This window comes from Paraburkholderia sp., assembly GCF_035656215.1.
Lineage (GTDB): Bacteria > Pseudomonadota > Gammaproteobacteria > Burkholderiales > Burkholderiaceae > Paraburkholderia.
Genome location: NZ_DASRSY010000045.1, coordinates 1 through 16369, shown reverse-complemented (window position 1 = coordinate 16369; position 16369 = coordinate 1). Strand labels below are relative to the sequence as shown.

The 16369-nt window shown below is 61.3% G+C and carries 15 protein-coding genes; 10 read left to right on the top strand and 5 right to left on the bottom strand.

Translation table 11 applies throughout. The annotated features are described in order from the left end of the window. Nucleotides 1–17 precede the first annotated feature (17 nt). A complete protein-coding gene (locus VFE81_RS02375) occupies nt 18–932 on the bottom strand; it encodes a choline sulfate utilization transcriptional regulator (RefSeq protein ID WP_325043053.1) in 915 nt (304 codons plus the stop codon). A 156-nt stretch (nt 933–1088) separates the two neighbouring features. Between VFE81_RS02375 and betC the strand changes: the two genes are divergently transcribed. From betC to VFE81_RS02325, 10 genes are all read left to right on the top strand, one after another. After that, nucleotides 1089–2627, top strand: coding sequence for a choline-sulfatase (gene betC, locus VFE81_RS02370; protein WP_325043052.1), 1539 nt, complete (start codon nt 1089–1091; stop codon nt 2625–2627). 40 nt (nt 2628–2667) lie between these two features. Next, the gene (locus VFE81_RS02365) at nt 2668–3621 is read left to right on the top strand and encodes a choline ABC transporter substrate-binding protein (protein WP_325043050.1); all 954 of its coding nucleotides are present in this window, start codon (nt 2668–2670) and stop codon (nt 3619–3621) included. A 317-nt stretch (nt 3622–3938) separates the two neighbouring features. After that, nucleotides 3939–5087: a porin gene (locus VFE81_RS02360; RefSeq protein ID WP_325043049.1), complete on the top strand. Its 1149-nt coding sequence runs from the start codon at nt 3939–3941 to the stop codon at nt 5085–5087. A 937-nt stretch (nt 5088–6024) separates the two neighbouring features. After that, entirely contained in the window at nt 6025–6438 is a 414-nt protein-coding gene (locus tag VFE81_RS02355) for a Zn-ribbon domain-containing OB-fold protein (RefSeq protein ID WP_325043048.1), read from the top strand. Between the two features lie 96 nt (nt 6439–6534). Further along, nucleotides 6535–7377 (top strand): FAS1-like dehydratase domain-containing protein, encoded by an 843-nt coding sequence (locus tag VFE81_RS02350; protein ID WP_325043047.1) that lies wholly within the window; start codon nt 6535–6537, stop codon nt 7375–7377. Nucleotides 7378–7408: 31 nt separating this feature from the next. Continuing rightward, nucleotides 7409–8572: an acyl-CoA dehydrogenase family protein gene (locus VFE81_RS02345; RefSeq protein ID WP_325043046.1), complete on the top strand. Its 1164-nt coding sequence runs from the start codon at nt 7409–7411 to the stop codon at nt 8570–8572. Between the two features lie 120 nt (nt 8573–8692). Further along, complete coding sequence (locus tag VFE81_RS02340; RefSeq protein WP_325043045.1) at nt 8693–9505, top strand: CoA ester lyase; 813 nt, start codon at nt 8693–8695, stop codon at nt 9503–9505. Between the two features lie 182 nt (nt 9506–9687). Beyond that, nucleotides 9688–9981 (top strand): OB-fold domain-containing protein, encoded by a 294-nt coding sequence (locus VFE81_RS02335; protein WP_325043044.1) that lies wholly within the window; start codon nt 9688–9690, stop codon nt 9979–9981. Beyond that, nucleotides 9978–11168, top strand: a complete 1191-nt coding sequence (locus tag VFE81_RS02330; RefSeq protein ID WP_325043043.1) for a thiolase C-terminal domain-containing protein — start codon at nt 9978–9980, stop codon at nt 11166–11168. The genes VFE81_RS02335 and VFE81_RS02330 overlap by 4 nt, the downstream gene beginning before the upstream one ends. Before the next feature lie 65 nt (nt 11169–11233). Then, nucleotides 11234–12124 (top strand): SMP-30/gluconolactonase/LRE family protein, encoded by an 891-nt coding sequence (locus VFE81_RS02325; RefSeq protein ID WP_325043042.1) that lies wholly within the window; start codon nt 11234–11236, stop codon nt 12122–12124. A gap of 22 nt (nt 12125–12146) precedes the next feature. On the opposite strand, the gene VFE81_RS02320 is transcribed toward VFE81_RS02325, so the two are convergent. From VFE81_RS02320 to VFE81_RS02305, 4 genes are all read right to left on the bottom strand, one after another. Further along, complete coding sequence (locus VFE81_RS02320) at nt 12147–13166, bottom strand: NAD(P)-dependent alcohol dehydrogenase (RefSeq protein WP_325043041.1); 1020 nt, start codon at nt 13164–13166, stop codon at nt 12147–12149. Nucleotides 13167–13187: 21 nt separating this feature from the next. Next, on the bottom strand, nt 13188–14243 hold the full coding sequence (locus VFE81_RS02315) for a quinone oxidoreductase family protein (RefSeq protein WP_325043040.1): 1056 nt from the start codon (nt 14241–14243) through the stop codon (nt 13188–13190). Beyond that, a complete protein-coding gene (locus VFE81_RS02310; RefSeq protein WP_325043039.1) occupies nt 14243–15382 on the bottom strand; it encodes a thiolase family protein in 1140 nt (379 codons plus the stop codon). The genes VFE81_RS02315 and VFE81_RS02310 overlap by 1 nt, the downstream gene beginning before the upstream one ends. Beyond that, nucleotides 15379–16369, bottom strand: a 991-nt coding sequence (locus tag VFE81_RS02305) for an AMP-binding protein (protein WP_325043038.1), incomplete at its 5' end; no start/stop codon positions are given. The genes VFE81_RS02310 and VFE81_RS02305, both read right to left, overlap by 4 nt.

Below are 16369 nucleotides of genomic sequence, written 5' to 3'. Positions count from 1 at the left end.
ATTGACGTGTTTCGCGCTCATTCGGCGTCGAGTCCGCATTCGCCGAGCAGCCATTGGCGAAATGCGCTGACCGCTGGTGTCGCCGCGCGCTGCGTGACGAGCAGATAGCCGCGTTCGGTGACTACGGGCGTATCGAACGGTTCGACGAGTTGCCCCGTGGCGAGCAGTTCGTCAACCAGAGGCGCCCAGCCAAGCGCGACGCCCTGGCCCATGATCGCTGCGTGGGCCACGAGCGTAAAGCTGTTGAATGTGATGCCACGATGCGCGGCGGGCGCATCCAGACCGTGCGCCGTGAACCAGTCGGCCCATGACAGCCAGCGTGCCGGCTGCGTTGGTTCGAGATGCAGCAGCGGCAAACTCATCAGATCGGACGGTGTACGCAACTGCGGATGCGCTGCAAGAAACGCCGGACTGCACACCGGCGTGACGCACTCGGGAAATAGCTTGAGCGTGCCTCGCGCGGTCCAGTCCGCATCCTCATCGCCGAACGCAATCACAATGTCCGCCTGATCGTGCGATGGATCGAACACGTTTTGCGACGTGATGATCTTTACGTCGACGTCCGGCATTAGCGCCTTGAATTGCGACAGGCGTGGCATCAGCCAGTAGGTCGCGAAACCGAAGTCGGTGGAGAGCGTGAGGGTTTGCGGCGTGCGCCGCGCGCGGATCTCGGCGGTGGCGAGGCGGATGGTGTCGAGGGCGTTGCGCACCGCTTCGAAGAGACGCACGCCGTCTTCCGTCAACGTGACGCCGCGGTGGCCGCGCTCGAAAAGCGGTGCACCGAGTGCTTCTTCGAGTTGCACCACGCGCTGGCTGACAGCAGGCTGCGTCGAACCCAGTTCGCGCGCAGCTGCCGTGAAGCTCGCGAGACGCGCTGCGGATTCGAACATCGCCAACGCCTGCATTGGCGGCAAGCGATCCTGCCTCGACATAAGGCCCCCTTATAGGCATATAACGATTTGCCGTCTTCACAGCGGCGAATTGGACGGCAATAGTGGTGCCATGCGGAGCCGGCACGCCGGCGCCGGTCGTTCCGCTTGCAACGACACCCGCACCAACACTTGCGATTCTATTCGAGGCGCGCTCCAATGCTTGACACGAAACAGAATATTCTCATTCTGATGGCTGACCAGATGACGCCGTTTGCGCTTGCCGCATACGGACATCGTCTAACGAAAACGCCTAATCTCGATCGCCTTGCGAAGCAGGGCGTGGTATTCGACTCGGCGTATTGCGCCAGTCCGCTATGTGCGCCGTCGCGCTTTTCGTTTTTGTCGGGCAAATTGCCGTCCGCGATCGGCGCCTATGACAATGCAGCAGAATTTCCGTCGCAAACGCTGACATTCGCGCATTATCTTCGCGCCGAAGGGTATCGCACGATCCTGTCCGGCAAAATGCATTTCTGCGGCGCGGATCAACTGCATGGTTTCGAAGAACGGCTCACAACCGATATCTATCCTGCCGATTTCGGCTGGACACCGAACTGGGACGATTTCGAAGCGCGGCCCACGTGGTACCACAACATGAGTTCGGTGATCGACGCAGGCCCCTGCGTGCGCACGAATCAACTCGACTTCGACGATGAAGTCACGTTCACCACCCGCCAGAAGCTCTTCGATATCGCGCGTGAGCGGCATGCCGGCAAAGATGCCCGGCCGTTCTGCATGGTCGCCTCGCTGACGCATCCGCACGACCCGTACGCGATTCCGCAGAAGTACTGGGACATGTATGCGGACGAAGACATCGAGATGCCCACGCATCGCGACTCGTTCGACGAAGCCGATCCGCATTCGAAGCGCTTGCGGCATGTGTGCGAAACCGACCGCACGCCGCCCACCGGCCAGCAGATCCGCAATGCGCGGCGCGCTTATTACGGCGCGATCTCTTACGTCGACGACCAGTTCGGTGCGATCCTCGACGCGCTCGAACAGTCTGGGCTCGCAAAAGATACCGTTATTGTGGTGACTTCCGACCACGGCGAGATGCTCGGCGAGCGTGGGCTCTGGTACAAGATGACGTTTTTTGAAGGCGGCTGCCGCGTCCCGCTGATCGTGCATGCGCCGCAGCAGTTCGACGCGCATCGTGTGCACGAGTCGGTTTCGCATCTCGATCTGCTGCCCACGCTGGTGGAAATGGCGCGCGGTGAACAAGCAGCGGTGTGGCCGGATTCACTCGACGGGCAAAGTCTCGTACCGCATCTGCAAGGCACCGGCGGTGGCCACGACGAAGCGATCGGCGAATACCTGGCGGAAGGCGCTATAGCGCCGATTGTGATGCTACGGCGGGGGCGCTTCAAGTTCATTCACACGCCGGCCGATCCTGATCAGCTCTATGACGTCGCAGCGGACCCGCTGGAACGCGAGAACCTCGCCGCGCGCGCTGAATGTGCATCGCAGGTCGCGTCGTTTCGTGAAGAGATCGCGCAGCGCTGGGATCTCGCCGCACTGCACAACGAAGTACTGAGAAGCCAACGCCGTCGTCACTTCCATTTCGAGGCTACGACGCAAGGCACGGTCGCGTCATGGGACTGGCAACCGCATGTCGATGCGAGCCAGCGCTACATGCGCAATCACATCGATCTCGACACGCTCGAAGCAATGGCACGTTTTCCCGCTGTGACGCGTTGATGTCCCCGCTTACGATTGATCCCACCTACAGGAAGCCGACATGATGAAAAAGCTCTTCAAACAGGCTGTATCCGGCGTTGCGCTGCTGTGCGCGGCGGTCACCTTTGCCGCGGCCGCCGAGCCGCAGTCCTGTACGCAGGTCAACATGGCAGGGCCCGGCTGGACCGACATCGACGCCACCAATGCAATGACAGGCGTGCTGTTGAAGGCGCTCGGCTACCATCAGAACGTCTCGAACCTGTCGGTGCCGATCACTTATCAAGGCCTGAAGAAAGGGCAGATCGACGTGTTTCTCGGCAACTGGATGCCGGCGCAAGCACCGGTCGTCAAGCCGTTTGAGGATGAAAAATCGATCGAGGTCGTGCATCCGAATCTGAGCAACGCGAAGTTCACGCTTGCGGTGCCCGACTACGTGGCGGCCGCGGGCGTGCATTCATTCGCGGATCTCGCGAAAAATGCCGACAAGTTCGACAGCAAGATCTACGGCATCGAACCGGGCGCGCCGGCCAATCAGAACATCAAGAAGATGGTCGACGACAAGGCATTCGGGCTCGGCAGCTGGAAGCTCGTCGAATCGAGCGAGACCGGCATGCTCACGCAGGTAGACCGCGCGGCGCGTGAGAAGAAATGGATCGTGTTCCTTGCATGGGAGCCGCATCTGATGAACACGAAGTTCAAGCTGACTTACCTCGACGGTGGTGACAGGTACTTCGGGCCGAACTACGGCGGCGCCACGGTCAATACCGTTGCGCGTAGCGGGTACGCTGAGCAGTGTCCGAATATCGGCCGCCTGTTCAGGCAACTCACGTTCAATGTCGATCTGGAAAACGGCGTGATTACCGAAGTGCTGGAGAAGAAAACCGGCGTCGATGTGGCCGCCACCGAAGCACTCAAGCGCCACCCAGAATTGCTGAAATCATGGCTCGACGGCGTGAACACCGCCAGCGGCGGCAACGGCTTGCAAGCGGTCCAAACCGCACTCGGTGTGAAATAACCCCGCCATTCCTGGCTTCGAGGTCGCTACTCGACAGATTCATGTCGCATCCGGTCGAATCCTTATAAATCTGGACCCGTATTCTTGATCCGTCGATGCGGGCGTACCAGATGATCGTATGCAGTGCCGATAGCTTCAATCAGCTTAGTCAGCTTTAGTCGGCCTGGTCTGCGTGAGTGAGCTTCAATCCGTTTCAATCAGTCTCAGCCGGTTTCGAACTGCCCGTCATGCGAGAAGCGCCGCGCGTTGGAAGACAGCGCGCAGCAGGGATCGCTTTATCCACCGAAATACGCAGGCAAAGAGCAGGGGAGAATTAGATGAAGAAGAAAAATGCCGTTAGTCTTTCGGGACTCGCCCTCGCGGCAAGCGCGGTATGCGCACCGACGGCGGCCCATGCACAAAGCAGCGTCACCCTGTACGGGATTCTGGACGCCGGCATCACCTACGTGAACAATGCCGGCGGTGCACACCAGTTCAAATTCGACGACGGCATTTCGTACGGCAACCGGATCGGCTTCAAAGGCGTGGAAGATCTCGGTGGTGGCATGCAGGCGGTCTTCGTGCTCGAATCGGGTTTTCACCTGGGCAATGGGCAATATGCATTCGGCGGTGCTGAATTCGGGCGCCAGGCTTACGTCGGCATCAAGAATTCGTGGGGGACTTTCTCGTTCGGTAATCAGCTCGATATGACCGAAGAGTTTGTGTTTCTGTACAACATCTCAGCATGGGCGAGCGGCTACGCGATTCACCAGGGTGACTTCGACCGGATGAACGGCGACCGTCTGCCGAACTCGGTGAAGTTCCTGTCGAACGATTTTGCCGGCTTCACCTTTGGCGGTATGTACTCGTTCGGCAACACTGCTGGCGACTTTCACCAAAAGAGCGCATGGAGCGTGGGTGCGCATTACGACCACGGTCCGTTCAACATGGGCGTGGCGTATACGCAGTTGAACGATCCGTTCGGTATCTATGCTTTCGATCCGTACGCGATGATCGGCACGCGCACCTTCCTCGGCCAACCGACCGTGTCCGTCGATCCGGCCACCGGCGCGGTGACCGATCTGTATAGCTCGTCGGCATTCCCGGTGGATAGGCAAGGCGCGTTTGCGGTCGGCGCAGCCTATACGATCGGCAACCTGATGCTCTCCGGCGATTTCACCTACACGACGATCAAGGGCTTCGGGCAGACCTCGCACATGCTGGTTTATGAAGCGGGTGCCTCGTATAACTTCACGCCTGCGCTGTCGCTGTACGGGGGCTATCAGCACACGAGCTTCGAAGGCAATCACTGGAACCAGGGTTCACTCGGCCTGCACTACCTGTTGTCCAAGCGTACCGATGTGTATATTTCCGGCGACTATCTGCGTGCGTCGGATGGCGTGAATGCGGTGATCGGTTATAGCTTCACGCCGTCGTCGTCGAATACGCAGTCCGATGTGCGGATCGGGATGCGGCATTCGTTCTAGTCTCCAGTCTATTGAAGCGGGCGGCGCTCCGGGTGCGGGAGCCGCTCGCGTTTATCAACTCCCCCTCATATGCAGTACCTGGCGTCGGTTAACGATGTTGCCGATCATCGTCGACATGCAGGTACTGGCTCCCCGTACGCGGCGGTATGTCGAGCGCTCCGTCACCCTCTCTGAAGTAGCCGGCACCCGCCGCTCCTTGCCTGCCGCCTTTCCCCAATACCTCCAGCCATAAGAGATCTTCGTCGTTCGCATCGCGACGGCGGAAGAATCGACCTCAAAATTGTTGCAAGCCGCTATTTCGGCATACCGATCTTCGTGCGAATTTTTGCCTCGCGGCCGCCCAGTTCATGGTGGATGGTCAGTGTTTCGATGGCCGCGGAGGGAGCAGCAACGCGGTTATGAGTTGTTTCGAGGGTAAGCGTGCTGTCGCGTGTTTGCGGGAGATGACGGCATGCCGAATCTCGACATTAGTCGTAATGGGAGGGTCGACCGGGATTCGTAAAAAACCCGCCGGATCTAACGATAAGCTACTGATTCGTTTTGAAAATCTGGATTGAAATCAAACGCCTGGTTCGATCGGCGAAAGCGATCGGTGCAACGGTCAACCCCTTTGGTCTGAATGGCTGCGGTTGAGTCGCGCGGCTACGTCGAACCGCTAAAAATACCGCGATCACGGCAATCACGAACCCGCCTGTGAGCCTGATCGAACGCGTTATCGAATATGCCGTCCGTCTGATACATTTGGTTATATACCATATGCGCCGAACGCGGATTGAACAGCGCGCGGCGAAACCCTATCCTCTCTTTTAACAGCTGTGTCCCGAGGCTTGCCTCAGGCGCGAAGCCCATGGCCTGCGCAGCGACCTGAACCCGACCTCAACGACTCCAGGTCTGCAGATGCGTTCGCAGCACCCGGTTACCTAGTTCGGAGCAGAACATGATTGAAGAGTTGCGGCCCACCCCGCCGGTGCAGGAACGAGATCGTGCATTCTGGTCGTGCATTCGAGACGGCCGGCTGGTTGGGCAGAAGTGCAGACAATGCGGCGAAGTCCGCCTTCTGCCGGCATCCCGATGCGCCGCGTGCCTGTCCGGCGAATACGAGTCGGTCACGCTGTCCGGCGAAGGCGTGATCGTAACCGCATGCCGGTTTCACCGCGCCTATTTCAAGGAACTGGTCGCCGCGGTCCCATACACCGTGGTGCTGGTGCAGCTGAAGGAAGGCCCGATGCTGTATAGCAATCTGGTCAATGAGCCTGACACGCTGCCGACCCCCGGCACGCCAGTTCGGGCGGTCCTAAGACCCTTTGGCGAAAAAGGCGGCCTGATCCTGTTTGAAATGCAGCCTGCCTGAAAAAAGGCGCGCCCTTACATTGAAGCTAACAAGAAGGCCGGTCTGCAGACACCGGCTGTATCGCCTGCCTGACAGGCGGATCAGGAGATCGATAGCGTGCGCGAGCCTAGCTATACCCTTAATGAATTCATCGACCGACACACCGTTCAGGCCGACGACATTTCCGCCTTTCCGCTGACCGCGCTGGCCGCCACGCTCGATCGCACGGAAGCCGGCGACACCGTGCCGCCGCTGTGGCACTGGCTATATTTCCTGCCCGTCGCACCGCTTGCGGAAGTCGGGCCGGACGGCCATCCGAAGCGCGGCGGCTTTCTGCCGCCGGTGTCGCTGCCGCGCCGCATGTGGGCCGGCGGCCGGCTGACCTTCCATGCGCCGCTAAAAGTCGGCGAACACGCGAGGCGCACCTCGACCATCGCCAGCATCGAAGACAAGACCGGCCGTTCGGGCCGTCTCGTGTTCGTCACGGTGCAGCACACGATCGAGGCGGGAGGCGAGTTGAAGATCGAGGAAGAGCACGACATCGTCTACCGCGATGCGCCGCAGCCAGGCCTGGCACCGCCGAAGCCGGCGCCCGCGCCGGAAAGTGAAACGTGGCGCCGCACGATCAACGCAGATCCTGTGATGCTGTTTCGCTACTCGGCGCTGACCTTCAATGGCCATCGCATCCACTACGACTATCCGTATGTGACGCAGGTGGAAGATTACCCGGGGCTGATTGTCCACGGTCCGCTGATTGCGACATTGCTGGTCGATCTGGTGCGCCGCGAACGTCCCGCTGCGACGCTGAAGAGCTTCGCGTTCACGGCGCTGCGCCCGACTTTCGCCGATCAGCCATTCAACGTCTGCGGCAAGCCCTCGGACGACGGCAAGTCCATTGACCTCTGGGCCAAAGATCACGACGGTTACCTGACGATGCGCGCGAGCGCCGTACTGGCCTGACTTCCAACGACTCTCATCTGAATTCAATCTCATGCAAACGACGCAGCAGGACTCCTTTCAGGACATTCGCGAAGCGGTTCGCGATCTGTGCCAGCAGTTCTCTGGCGAATACTTCCGCAAGATCGACGAAGCCCGCGGCTATCCGGAAGCATTTGTCGATGCGCTGACCAAAGCTGGCTGGCTTGCCGCGTTGATTCCGCAAGACTTCGGCGGCTCGGGGCTGGGGCTCACGGAAGCGTCGGTCATCATGGAAGAGATCAATCGCGCCGGTGGCAACTCGGGCGCGTGCCACGGGCAGATGTACAACATGGGCACGCTGCTGCGTCACGGTTCCGAAGAGCAGAAGCGCAGGTATCTGCCGAAGATCGCGTGCGGCGATCTGCGTCTGCAGTCGATGGGCGTGACCGAGCCGAGCACCGGCACTGATACGACAAAAATCAAGACCACTGCCGAGCGACGCGGCGACCGCTACGTGATCAACGGCCAGAAAGTCTGGATCTCGCGCGTGCAACATTCGGATCTGATGATCCTGCTCGCGCGCACCACGCCGCTTGCGGACGTGAAGAAAAAATCCGAAGGCATGTCGATCTTCATCGTTGACCTGCACGAGGCGATCGGCCACGGCATGACCGTCCAACCGATCCTGAACATGGTCAATCACGAGACCAATGAACTGTTCTTCGACAATCTCGAAATCCCTGCTGAGAATCTGATCGGCGAAGAAGGCCAGGGCTTCAGATACATCCTCGACGGTCTGAATGCAGAGCGCACGCTGATCGCCGCGGAATGTATCGGCGATGGTTACTGGTTTGTGGACAAAGTCACTGAATACGCGAAGGAGCGCGTCGTGTTTGGCAGACCGATTGGCCAGAACCAGGGCGTGCAGTTTCCGATCGCGCGTTCGTTCATCAACGTCGAAGCGGCGAGCCTGATGCGTTTCGAAGCAGCGCGCCGCTTCGATGCACACGAGCCGTGCGGTGCGCAGGCGAACATGGCGAAGCTGCTCGCCGCTGATGCGTCCTGGGAAGCGGCGAACGCCTGTTTGCAGTTTCATGGCGGCTTTGGCTTCGCATGCGAATACGACGTCGAGCGCAAGTTCCGCGAGACGCGCCTCTACCAGGTCGCCCCGATTTCGACGAACCTGATTCTCTCCTACGTGGCCGAGCATATTCTCGGTCTCCCGCGTTCCTATTGAGAGGCGGCATCTGATGAGATCGCGACACTATCGCGGTATGACGCGACCAAAGACCTTGCGGCTAACCGGGGACGGCTCGTGCCGCGCGCCGCAACTCGCGGTATCGGGACAGGTGAGCGCATGAACGCCGCATTGCCCTGTTCGTATCTGTTCGTGCCCGGCAACCGGCCGGAGCGTTTTGAGAAGGCGTACGCCGCCGGCGCTGATGTAGTCATCCTCGACCTTGAAGATGCCGTTCAGCCGGATCAGAAACTGGAGGCGCGTGCGACTGTGCTTGCTGCGGCCAAAGCGGCGCGGCCCGCATGGGTGCGCATCAACGGCTCCGACACCCAATGGTTCGCTGACGACGTCGCAGCGCTTTCGGGGCATCCAGGTGTCGCCGGTATCGTCTTGCCGAAGGGCGAAACGCGTGAACAGGTGGAAGCGATTCTCGCGCACGCGCATCCAGCGATCGGTGTCTTGCCGATGATCGAAACGGCGCGCGGCTTTGCGCAGCTTGCGGCGCTGTGCGGTGCACCGCGCGTCACACGTGTCGCCTTCGGTACGCTCGATTTCCAGATCGCTCTCGGCATCGATGGCGACGGCGAAGAACTGCATATGTTCCGCTCGCAGATCGTTCTGGCCTCGCGGCTCGCCGGCATTGGCGCGCCGGTCGACGGCGTGACCACCACGATCACCGACGACGCCGTCATCGAAAGCGATGCGCGGCGTGGCCGGCGCTTCGGATTTGGCGGCAAGCTCTGCATCCATCCGAAGCAGCTTGAGCCGGTGCATCGCGCATACGCGTGGAGCGAGGCAGAGCGCCAGTGGGCGCAGCGCGTCTTGCGCGCAGTGGAGACGAGCAATGGGTCGGCCGTCGCGGTCGACGGCAGGATGGTCGATTTACCGGTCATCCTGAGAGCGCGCCGGATCATGGACGGCGCGTCCGTGTGACATTGATACGAAGGACATAAAACATGAGCTACCTGCCTTCAGGCATGCCTGTACCCGAACCGGACGCGGAACACGCGCACTTCTGGCAGGCGTGTCAAAACCAGACACTGCGAATCCGCTTCTGTCATGGCTGCACGCGATATTTTCATCCACCGATGCCGGGGTGCCCCCGATGCGGCTCGATGAACCTGGGCTGGAAAGAGATCAGCGGTAACGGCACGGTTTTCACCTACACGATCGGGCACCACGCGGTCCATCCTGCGCTCAAGGGGCACGGTCCCTACAACGTGTCGGTGATTTTGCTCGACGACGCCGACGACGTGAGACTGGTCAGCAACGTGATCGCTGTGCCGCCGGAAGAACTGGCCATCGGCATGCCCGTGACCGTCTGTTTTGAACCGGTGGGCAATGGCATGCTGCTGCCCCGATTCAGGCGCCGCAATCCATCATCCGGATCGACGGAGAGCGCACGATGAGCTTCCCTACACCCGACTGGCCGCATAAATACCGTCCCTGCATCGTCGGTGTCGGAGAGACGGCCTACGCAAAGCACGGCGGCCTCAACGACACCACCGAGCTTGCGTTGTGCATCGAGGCGATCCATGCGGCCGCCGCGGACGCGGGTATCAACGCGAGCGAGATTGAAGGTTTTTCATCGTTCGGATTCGAGCGCCATGAGCCGGCTATCGTACAAGCCGCGCTGGCAGCGCCCTTGCTGCGCTATGCGTCGATCGTCTGGGGCGGCGGCGGCGGCGGTTGCTCGGGCGCGGTGATGCACGCCGCGATGGCGGTCGCGACCGGCCAGTGCCGCTATGCCGTCGTGTATCGGTCGCTCTGCCAGGGACAATACGAGCGGTACGGCCAGTATCGCGCCCGCCCCATGTGGGGCTCTTACGTCGCGCCCTTCGGGTTGATGTCACCTGCACTGATGGTGGCGCTCACCTACCGGCGGTTCATGCACGAGTGTGACACAACCGCGAACCATCTTGCCGAACTGGCGCTGACCCTGCGCGCCAACGCACAGGCCAATCCGCGCGCGGTGATGCGCGGTCACCCACTGGCGCGCGAAGCGTATTTCGCGTCCCGGATGATCGCCGACCCGTTCAGACTTTACGACTGTTGCCTCGAGACCGACGGCGCTTGTGCGGTCGTCGTGACGACCGAAGAGCTCGCCCGCCGTCTGCAAAGGCCAGCCGTGCCCATACTGGCGGCCGCGCAGGCCAGCGGTCCCCGTTGGACGCTCGGGCCGATGGGTTCGCACAATATGCCCGTCGAAAACTATGCGACGACGAATTCAGCGGAAGTCGCCAAAGCGATTTATGCGCAATCCGGGCTAAAGCCGGGTGACATCGATGTCGCGCAGATCTATGACGCCTTCACCGGGCTCATTCCGATGGGACTTACGGACTACGGCCTGTGCGAACGAAGCGAAGTCGCGTCACTCATTGATTCGGGAGCGCTCGCACAGGGTGGCCGGCTGCCAATCAACACGGCGGGCGGCTTGCACTCCGAGGCCTATCTGCACGGGTTGAATCTGGTCATCGAGGGGGTACGCCAGGCGCGTGGCGACTCAACCATGCAGGTGCCCGACGCGCGGCACAGCCTCGTCACCAGCGGTGGCGGCACTGGCCACAAGAGTGCGCTGATTCTGGGCCGGCCTTGACGCGTCGCTGCCGCCGGCCGTCGTCAAGCTGGGGTCCCGCACAACCTGATGCAAGGAACAGGAATATGTCAGAAAACGTACCAGCCATCGACGCGGAGATGGTATTTCGCACGCGCATGGATCTGGGAGAGGGACCGCTTTGGGATCCCGCCGGACAATCGCTTTACTGGACCGACCTGATTAACCGGAAGCTCTTCAAAGGCAATCCGTCGACGGGCAACTATGTCGAGCGAAATTTGCCGTACAAGGCATCGCGCGTCACCCATTGCAGCGATGGTCGACTGCTGGTTTCATTCACGCGTGGCCTGGCGTCAGGCGCCTTCGAAAACGAAGACTTTACGCCACTGACGCCAGGTTTCACGGTGCCGAAGGAAGTCCGCTTCAACGATGGCGCCTGCGACGCACTGGGTCGTTTCTGGACCGGCACCTACGATCCGACGCTAAGATCGGCTATCGGCTGCCTGTACTGCGTCGAAAACGGGCGCGTGTCGACAAAGGCCGAGGGTCTCATGCTGTCGAACGGTCTACGTTTCAGCCCGGATAACAGGACGATGTATTTCGTCGACACTGTACCAGGACAGATCTGGGCCTACGAGTATGAACTCTGCAGCGCCGTGCTTGGCAAACGCCGTCTCGTCGTCGACTACAGCGGCACCGGCGCGAAGCCTGACGGCTGCGCGATCGACGCCGACGGGTGCCTCTGGGTCGCCGAGGTCGACCGGGGCCGGGTTGCGCGCTACGCGCCGGACGGCAGGCTCGATCAGGTGGTGCGCGTGCCGGTGCTGAAACCCACATCGGTGTGCTTTGGCGGTCGGGAGAATAACGTGCTGTTCATCACCTCCCGTTATGCCGGCGTTGATTCGGGGGAGCAGAACAACCCGCTGGCGGGGGCCGTATTCGCTGCTCAGGTGAATGTCGGGGGCTTACCGGAGCACCGGTACGTCCATGGCGAATGAGGGCGCAGCTGTGCCGGCGAGATCAGGCGCTGCCATGCGCAATGACGATCTTGCCGAAAGACCGCCGCCTTTCAAAGAAATGCCATGCCTCGATCGCCCGCTCAAACGGAAATACGCTATCAACAACAGGTTTCAGACGTGCATATTCCATGGCCTGCAGCATGTCCTGAAGGGCTGAGCGATCGCCCGCCGAGCTGCGGCGAAACACTGCGGCGCTATTAAACAATGCCTTGAAGTCGACTTCTGGCGTGGCGTCATCGAGAAATCCGACTAGGACAACCTCTCCTCCCGCGGCAACCGCGTTGATTGACTGATGCAGTGTGCCCGAGCCACCGACTTCCACTACGCGGTCAACGCCACGGCCACCCGTGAGTTCTCGCGTCTTTTTGCCCCATTCGGGCAAGTCGAGATAATTGATCACTTCGTCGGCGCCCAGGGCCTTGAGTCTGTCTGCTTTCGTGACGCTCGATGTTGTGGCGATGACCCGCGCGCCCAGCAGCTTCGCGAACTGAATCGCAAAAACCGACACGCCACCGGTTCCCTGCGTCAATACGGTGTGTCCCGGGCGCACAGGTGAGCCCCCCGTCAGCGCAGTCCACGCGGTGAGCGCCGCGCACGGCAACGTGGCCGCCTCTTCGAAGGTCAGATGAGCGGGTGCGGCCACCAGTGCCTCCTGATGCACCACCTTGTATTCGGCGAGCCAGCCGTCCCGCGATGAGCCGTAGCCATCGTTTTTCAGGGTGGCCGGCGGATGGCCGCCATACCAGCGCGGATGAAAGGTGTTGATGACCCGGCTGCCGACCTCAAACATATCGACACTCTCGCCGATCGCGACGACTTCCCCGGCCGCATCGCTCATGGGGATCAGGCCCGCGCGCTGACCACGCGGGTAGGTGCCGTTGAGCATCGCGATGTCGCGATAGTTGAGCGAGGTCGCCCGAATACGAACCAGCACCTCACCGCGTTGCGGTTGAGGTACCGGTTCGTTATGCTGCGTCAGATAGTCGGGACTCCGAGCCCGGTCAACGCGATAAACTTTCATGTCAAGGGCCTTTTGATCCATTTATAGGGCTTTTTCAGGGTCCGGCTTCAGGATAATGCGACCCATGACTCCCGAACGCTCGAGATCGGCGTGGGCGCTCGCGGCGAGTGCAAGTGGCAGCACACGGCTTACCAGCGGCCGGACCAGTCCGCGCTCCACGAGTGTCAGCGCATCTTCCAGTTGACGACGGGAGCAGCTAACGGCGCTGAGCATCGAGATATCGTGCAGAAACAGCTGGGCGGAATTGAACGGCGCGGTCTCTCCACCCAGTGCGCCAACCAGCACCCAGCGTCCATGCTTCGCAAGGCTGCGCCGCACGGGCTCGTAAATCCTCGCGCCCACATTGTCGATCACGACATCGACGCCCCGGCCGCTGGTGACGGCCCGCACATCGTTAGAGAAGTCCGCGCCGCGGGAAGTCACGATGACATCGTGCGCGCCCAGATCGCGCACCGCTTCGGCTTTGGCTTCGGTCGAGACTACGGCCACGACATGCGCGCCGCTGGCTCGTGCGAGCTGAACGCCATGCGCGCCCTGGCCACCGCTCGCCCCCGTAATCAGGACGCTCTCACCAAGGCGGACCTTCCCAACATCGCGAATCGCATTCAGCGCGGTGCCGATCGCACAGGCCACGATGGATGCCTGATCCAGTGGGATCGTAGCGGGCACGGCCGCCACGCAGTCTTCGCTGACTGCCACGAGCTCAGCGTAGCCGCCATTCAAGTGGGCGTCGCCCATGAACTCCTTGCTGGCGCAATTGACTTCGAACCCGGAGCGGCATTCCCGGCAATAACCGCACACCGACCGGCGCTGGGCAGTACAGACCCGGTCGCCGACACGGAACAGGTGCGTCGCGGTCCCCACCTTCTCGACGATGCCGGCGACCTCGTGTCCCGGCACCAGTGGCAGATGCACCTTGCGCCGGAAGACGCCATTCCGTACGACCACATCGTGATAGCAGACGCCACAGGCCGCCACGCGTATCAGCACGTCGGTCGGCCGCACTTCCGGCTCCGGGATCTCCTGCAACGTCAGTACGTCGGCTGTGCCGGTTTCTTCTTGGACGATCGCTCTCATCACGGGGTATCCGAAAAAATGATTGAACTGCAGACTGGTGCGGCACACATGTAGTGCACGTTGTGAGCATTCGGGACCTGGCGCGCCCCAGCCGATTTTCGTAGCTGGCGCACGCTCTCCACGACCAGGCCCCAACCCTGCATGTAGCTTTCCGAGAGGTGGCCGCCGCTCGTATTCGCCGGAAACCGGCCGCCGAGCCGCAGGTGGCCTTCCGATACCCAGGCGCCGGATTCACCCGGTTTGCAGTAGCCGAAGCCTTCCAGTGAAAAAAGCACAGTAGGACTGAAGTTGTCGTAGATCATCAGCGCATCCATATCATCCGGCGCCAGTCCGGCGCTTGCGTAAACGGACCGGGCGAGCGCATGCATCGGTGCACGCCAGTAGTCAGCAGGCGGGAATCCCGAGCCGACCATGCTGGTTTGCGTGTCGACCGCCCGCACGTACACCGGCGGATGCGGCTGATCCCCGGCGGCGTCCGCGGTCGACAGAACCACGGCGACACCGCCGTCGTTAATCAGGCAGTAATCGAACAGCCGCAGTGGCTCCGCGATGAAACGCGAATTCTGGTGGTCGGCCACGGTGATCGGATTACGCATCACTGCATGCGGATTCAGCGACGCGTGTTGCCGGAACGTCACCGAAATTTCCGCCAATGCAAGCGGGTCGGTGCCGTACTGGTGAGCATGCTGGGCGAACATCATCGCGTGGACGGCACCGGGCGACGTCATGCCATAGGCTGACCAGAGGGCCGCATTGCCGCTGCCGTAGCCATCCCCGCTGCCACCATATGTCGCACCGCGTGAACGGCCATCGTTACCATACGCGATGGCAACCGTACGCGCCGAGCCCGCCGCGATCAGCGACGCCCCAAGCTCCATCGCGACGCCGGTCATGCGACCCTGGCCCTGCAGCGCAAATGCCAGTTTCGGATCGATGCCGTAGCCTTCGGAGAATCGCTGATAGTCCGGGATCCGCACGACGATCAGCGCGTCGATAGCGTGGCGTTCGAGACCAGCGTCCGCAAGCGCGGCCGTCAGTGCCTGCATACCGAGCGTGTAGGCATCCTCATCCGGCAGAACGCCGAACGGCGTCGCGCCAATGCCTGCGACGATCGCCTTGCTTCGTAACGGGGAGCTCATGGCTTGCTGTCCGCGGTGAGGGTTTCGACGGTGTTACCGGTAGCCGGCGATCGGGCCATGTTTGCCCGCCGGTCCCAATGCGCGCCCGGCAAGCCGGTTTCCATGATGCGGAATTTCTCAACCTTGCCTGTGGCCGTCTTCGGAAGGCTGGTCTGAAACTCGATGTAGCGCGGCAGCATGAATTTCGCCAGTCGTGTCTCGAGCCACTCGCCGAGTTGCGCCTCTGTCAGGCCGGCATCTTCAGCAACGATGGCGACGAGCCGCACGTCGTCTTCGCCGTCGCCCGCCGGGTATGCGACAACCGCGCATTCGAGAACGTTGGGATGTTGCGCGACGATCGTTTCGACTTCATAGGCCGAGACGTTTTCGCCACGGCAGCGGATCCGTTCTTTTTTGCGGCCGTCGAAGTACAGATAGCCGTCGTTGTCGATACGCATGAAGTCGCCAGTGTGGAACCACAGATTGCGCTGTGCTGCGGCCGTTTCAGCCGGCTTGTTCCAGTAGCCCTTCATCATGATCGAGGGCTCCCGTGGTCTGACTATCATTTCGCCTGCTTCGCCCGTCGGCACGTCGCGGTCGAATTCATCCACCACGCGCACTTCCCACTCGGGCGCGGCACGCCCTGCGGCACCGTCATGCCGCTCGGGATAAGGACTGTAGACGGTCAGACCGAGTTCCGTCATGCCATGCGCCTCGACGATACGCACGCCGAAGCGTTCTTCGAATTCGCGGTCATGATGTGCATTGAACATCACCCGCAAACCGTGCGACCGGTCGAGTGGCGTCGGCGGCAGTGCCTTGAGCGTAGGCGGGATGGTAAAGATCGTGACGGCAACAGTTGCCTTTGCATCGGCGACTTCCTGCCAGAACCGGGACGCGCTGAATCGTTGTGCCAGGTGGGCTTGCGCGCCCATCAGCAACGCGGGGATCGTGCCCATGCTGCGCGACATGCCGTGAAAGAGCGGCAATGGCGCGTAGATGATGTCC

Excerpts from the sequence above, each read along its gene's own strand:
- VFE81_RS02375 (WP_325043053.1), bottom strand. The coding sequence starts at position 932 with ATGTCGAGGCAGGATCGCTTGCCGCCAATGCAGGCGTTGGCGATGTTC.
- betC (WP_325043052.1), top strand. The coding sequence starts at position 1,089 with ATGCTTGACACGAAACAGAATATTCTCATTCTGATGGCTGACCAGATG.
- VFE81_RS02365 (WP_325043050.1), top strand. The coding sequence starts at position 2,668 with ATGATGAAAAAGCTCTTCAAACAGGCTGTATCCGGCGTTGCGCTGCTG.
- VFE81_RS02360 (WP_325043049.1), top strand. The coding sequence starts at position 3,939 with ATGAAGAAGAAAAATGCCGTTAGTCTTTCGGGACTCGCCCTCGCGGCA.
- VFE81_RS02355 (WP_325043048.1), top strand. The coding sequence starts at position 6,025 with ATGATTGAAGAGTTGCGGCCCACCCCGCCGGTGCAGGAACGAGATCGT.
- VFE81_RS02345 (WP_325043046.1), top strand. The coding sequence starts at position 7,409 with ATGCAAACGACGCAGCAGGACTCCTTTCAGGACATTCGCGAAGCGGTT.
- VFE81_RS02340 (WP_325043045.1), top strand. The coding sequence starts at position 8,693 with ATGAACGCCGCATTGCCCTGTTCGTATCTGTTCGTGCCCGGCAACCGG.
- VFE81_RS02335 (WP_325043044.1), top strand. The coding sequence starts at position 9,688 with ATGAACCTGGGCTGGAAAGAGATCAGCGGTAACGGCACGGTTTTCACC.
- VFE81_RS02330 (WP_325043043.1), top strand. The coding sequence starts at position 9,978 with ATGAGCTTCCCTACACCCGACTGGCCGCATAAATACCGTCCCTGCATC.
- VFE81_RS02325 (WP_325043042.1), top strand. The coding sequence starts at position 11,234 with ATGTCAGAAAACGTACCAGCCATCGACGCGGAGATGGTATTTCGCACG.
- VFE81_RS02320 (WP_325043041.1), bottom strand. The coding sequence starts at position 13,166 with ATGAAAGTTTATCGCGTTGACCGGGCTCGGAGTCCCGACTATCTGACG.
- VFE81_RS02315 (WP_325043040.1), bottom strand. The coding sequence starts at position 14,243 with ATGAGAGCGATCGTCCAAGAAGAAACCGGCACAGCCGACGTACTGACG.
- VFE81_RS02310 (WP_325043039.1), bottom strand. The coding sequence starts at position 15,382 with ATGAGCTCCCCGTTACGAAGCAAGGCGATCGTCGCAGGCATTGGCGCG.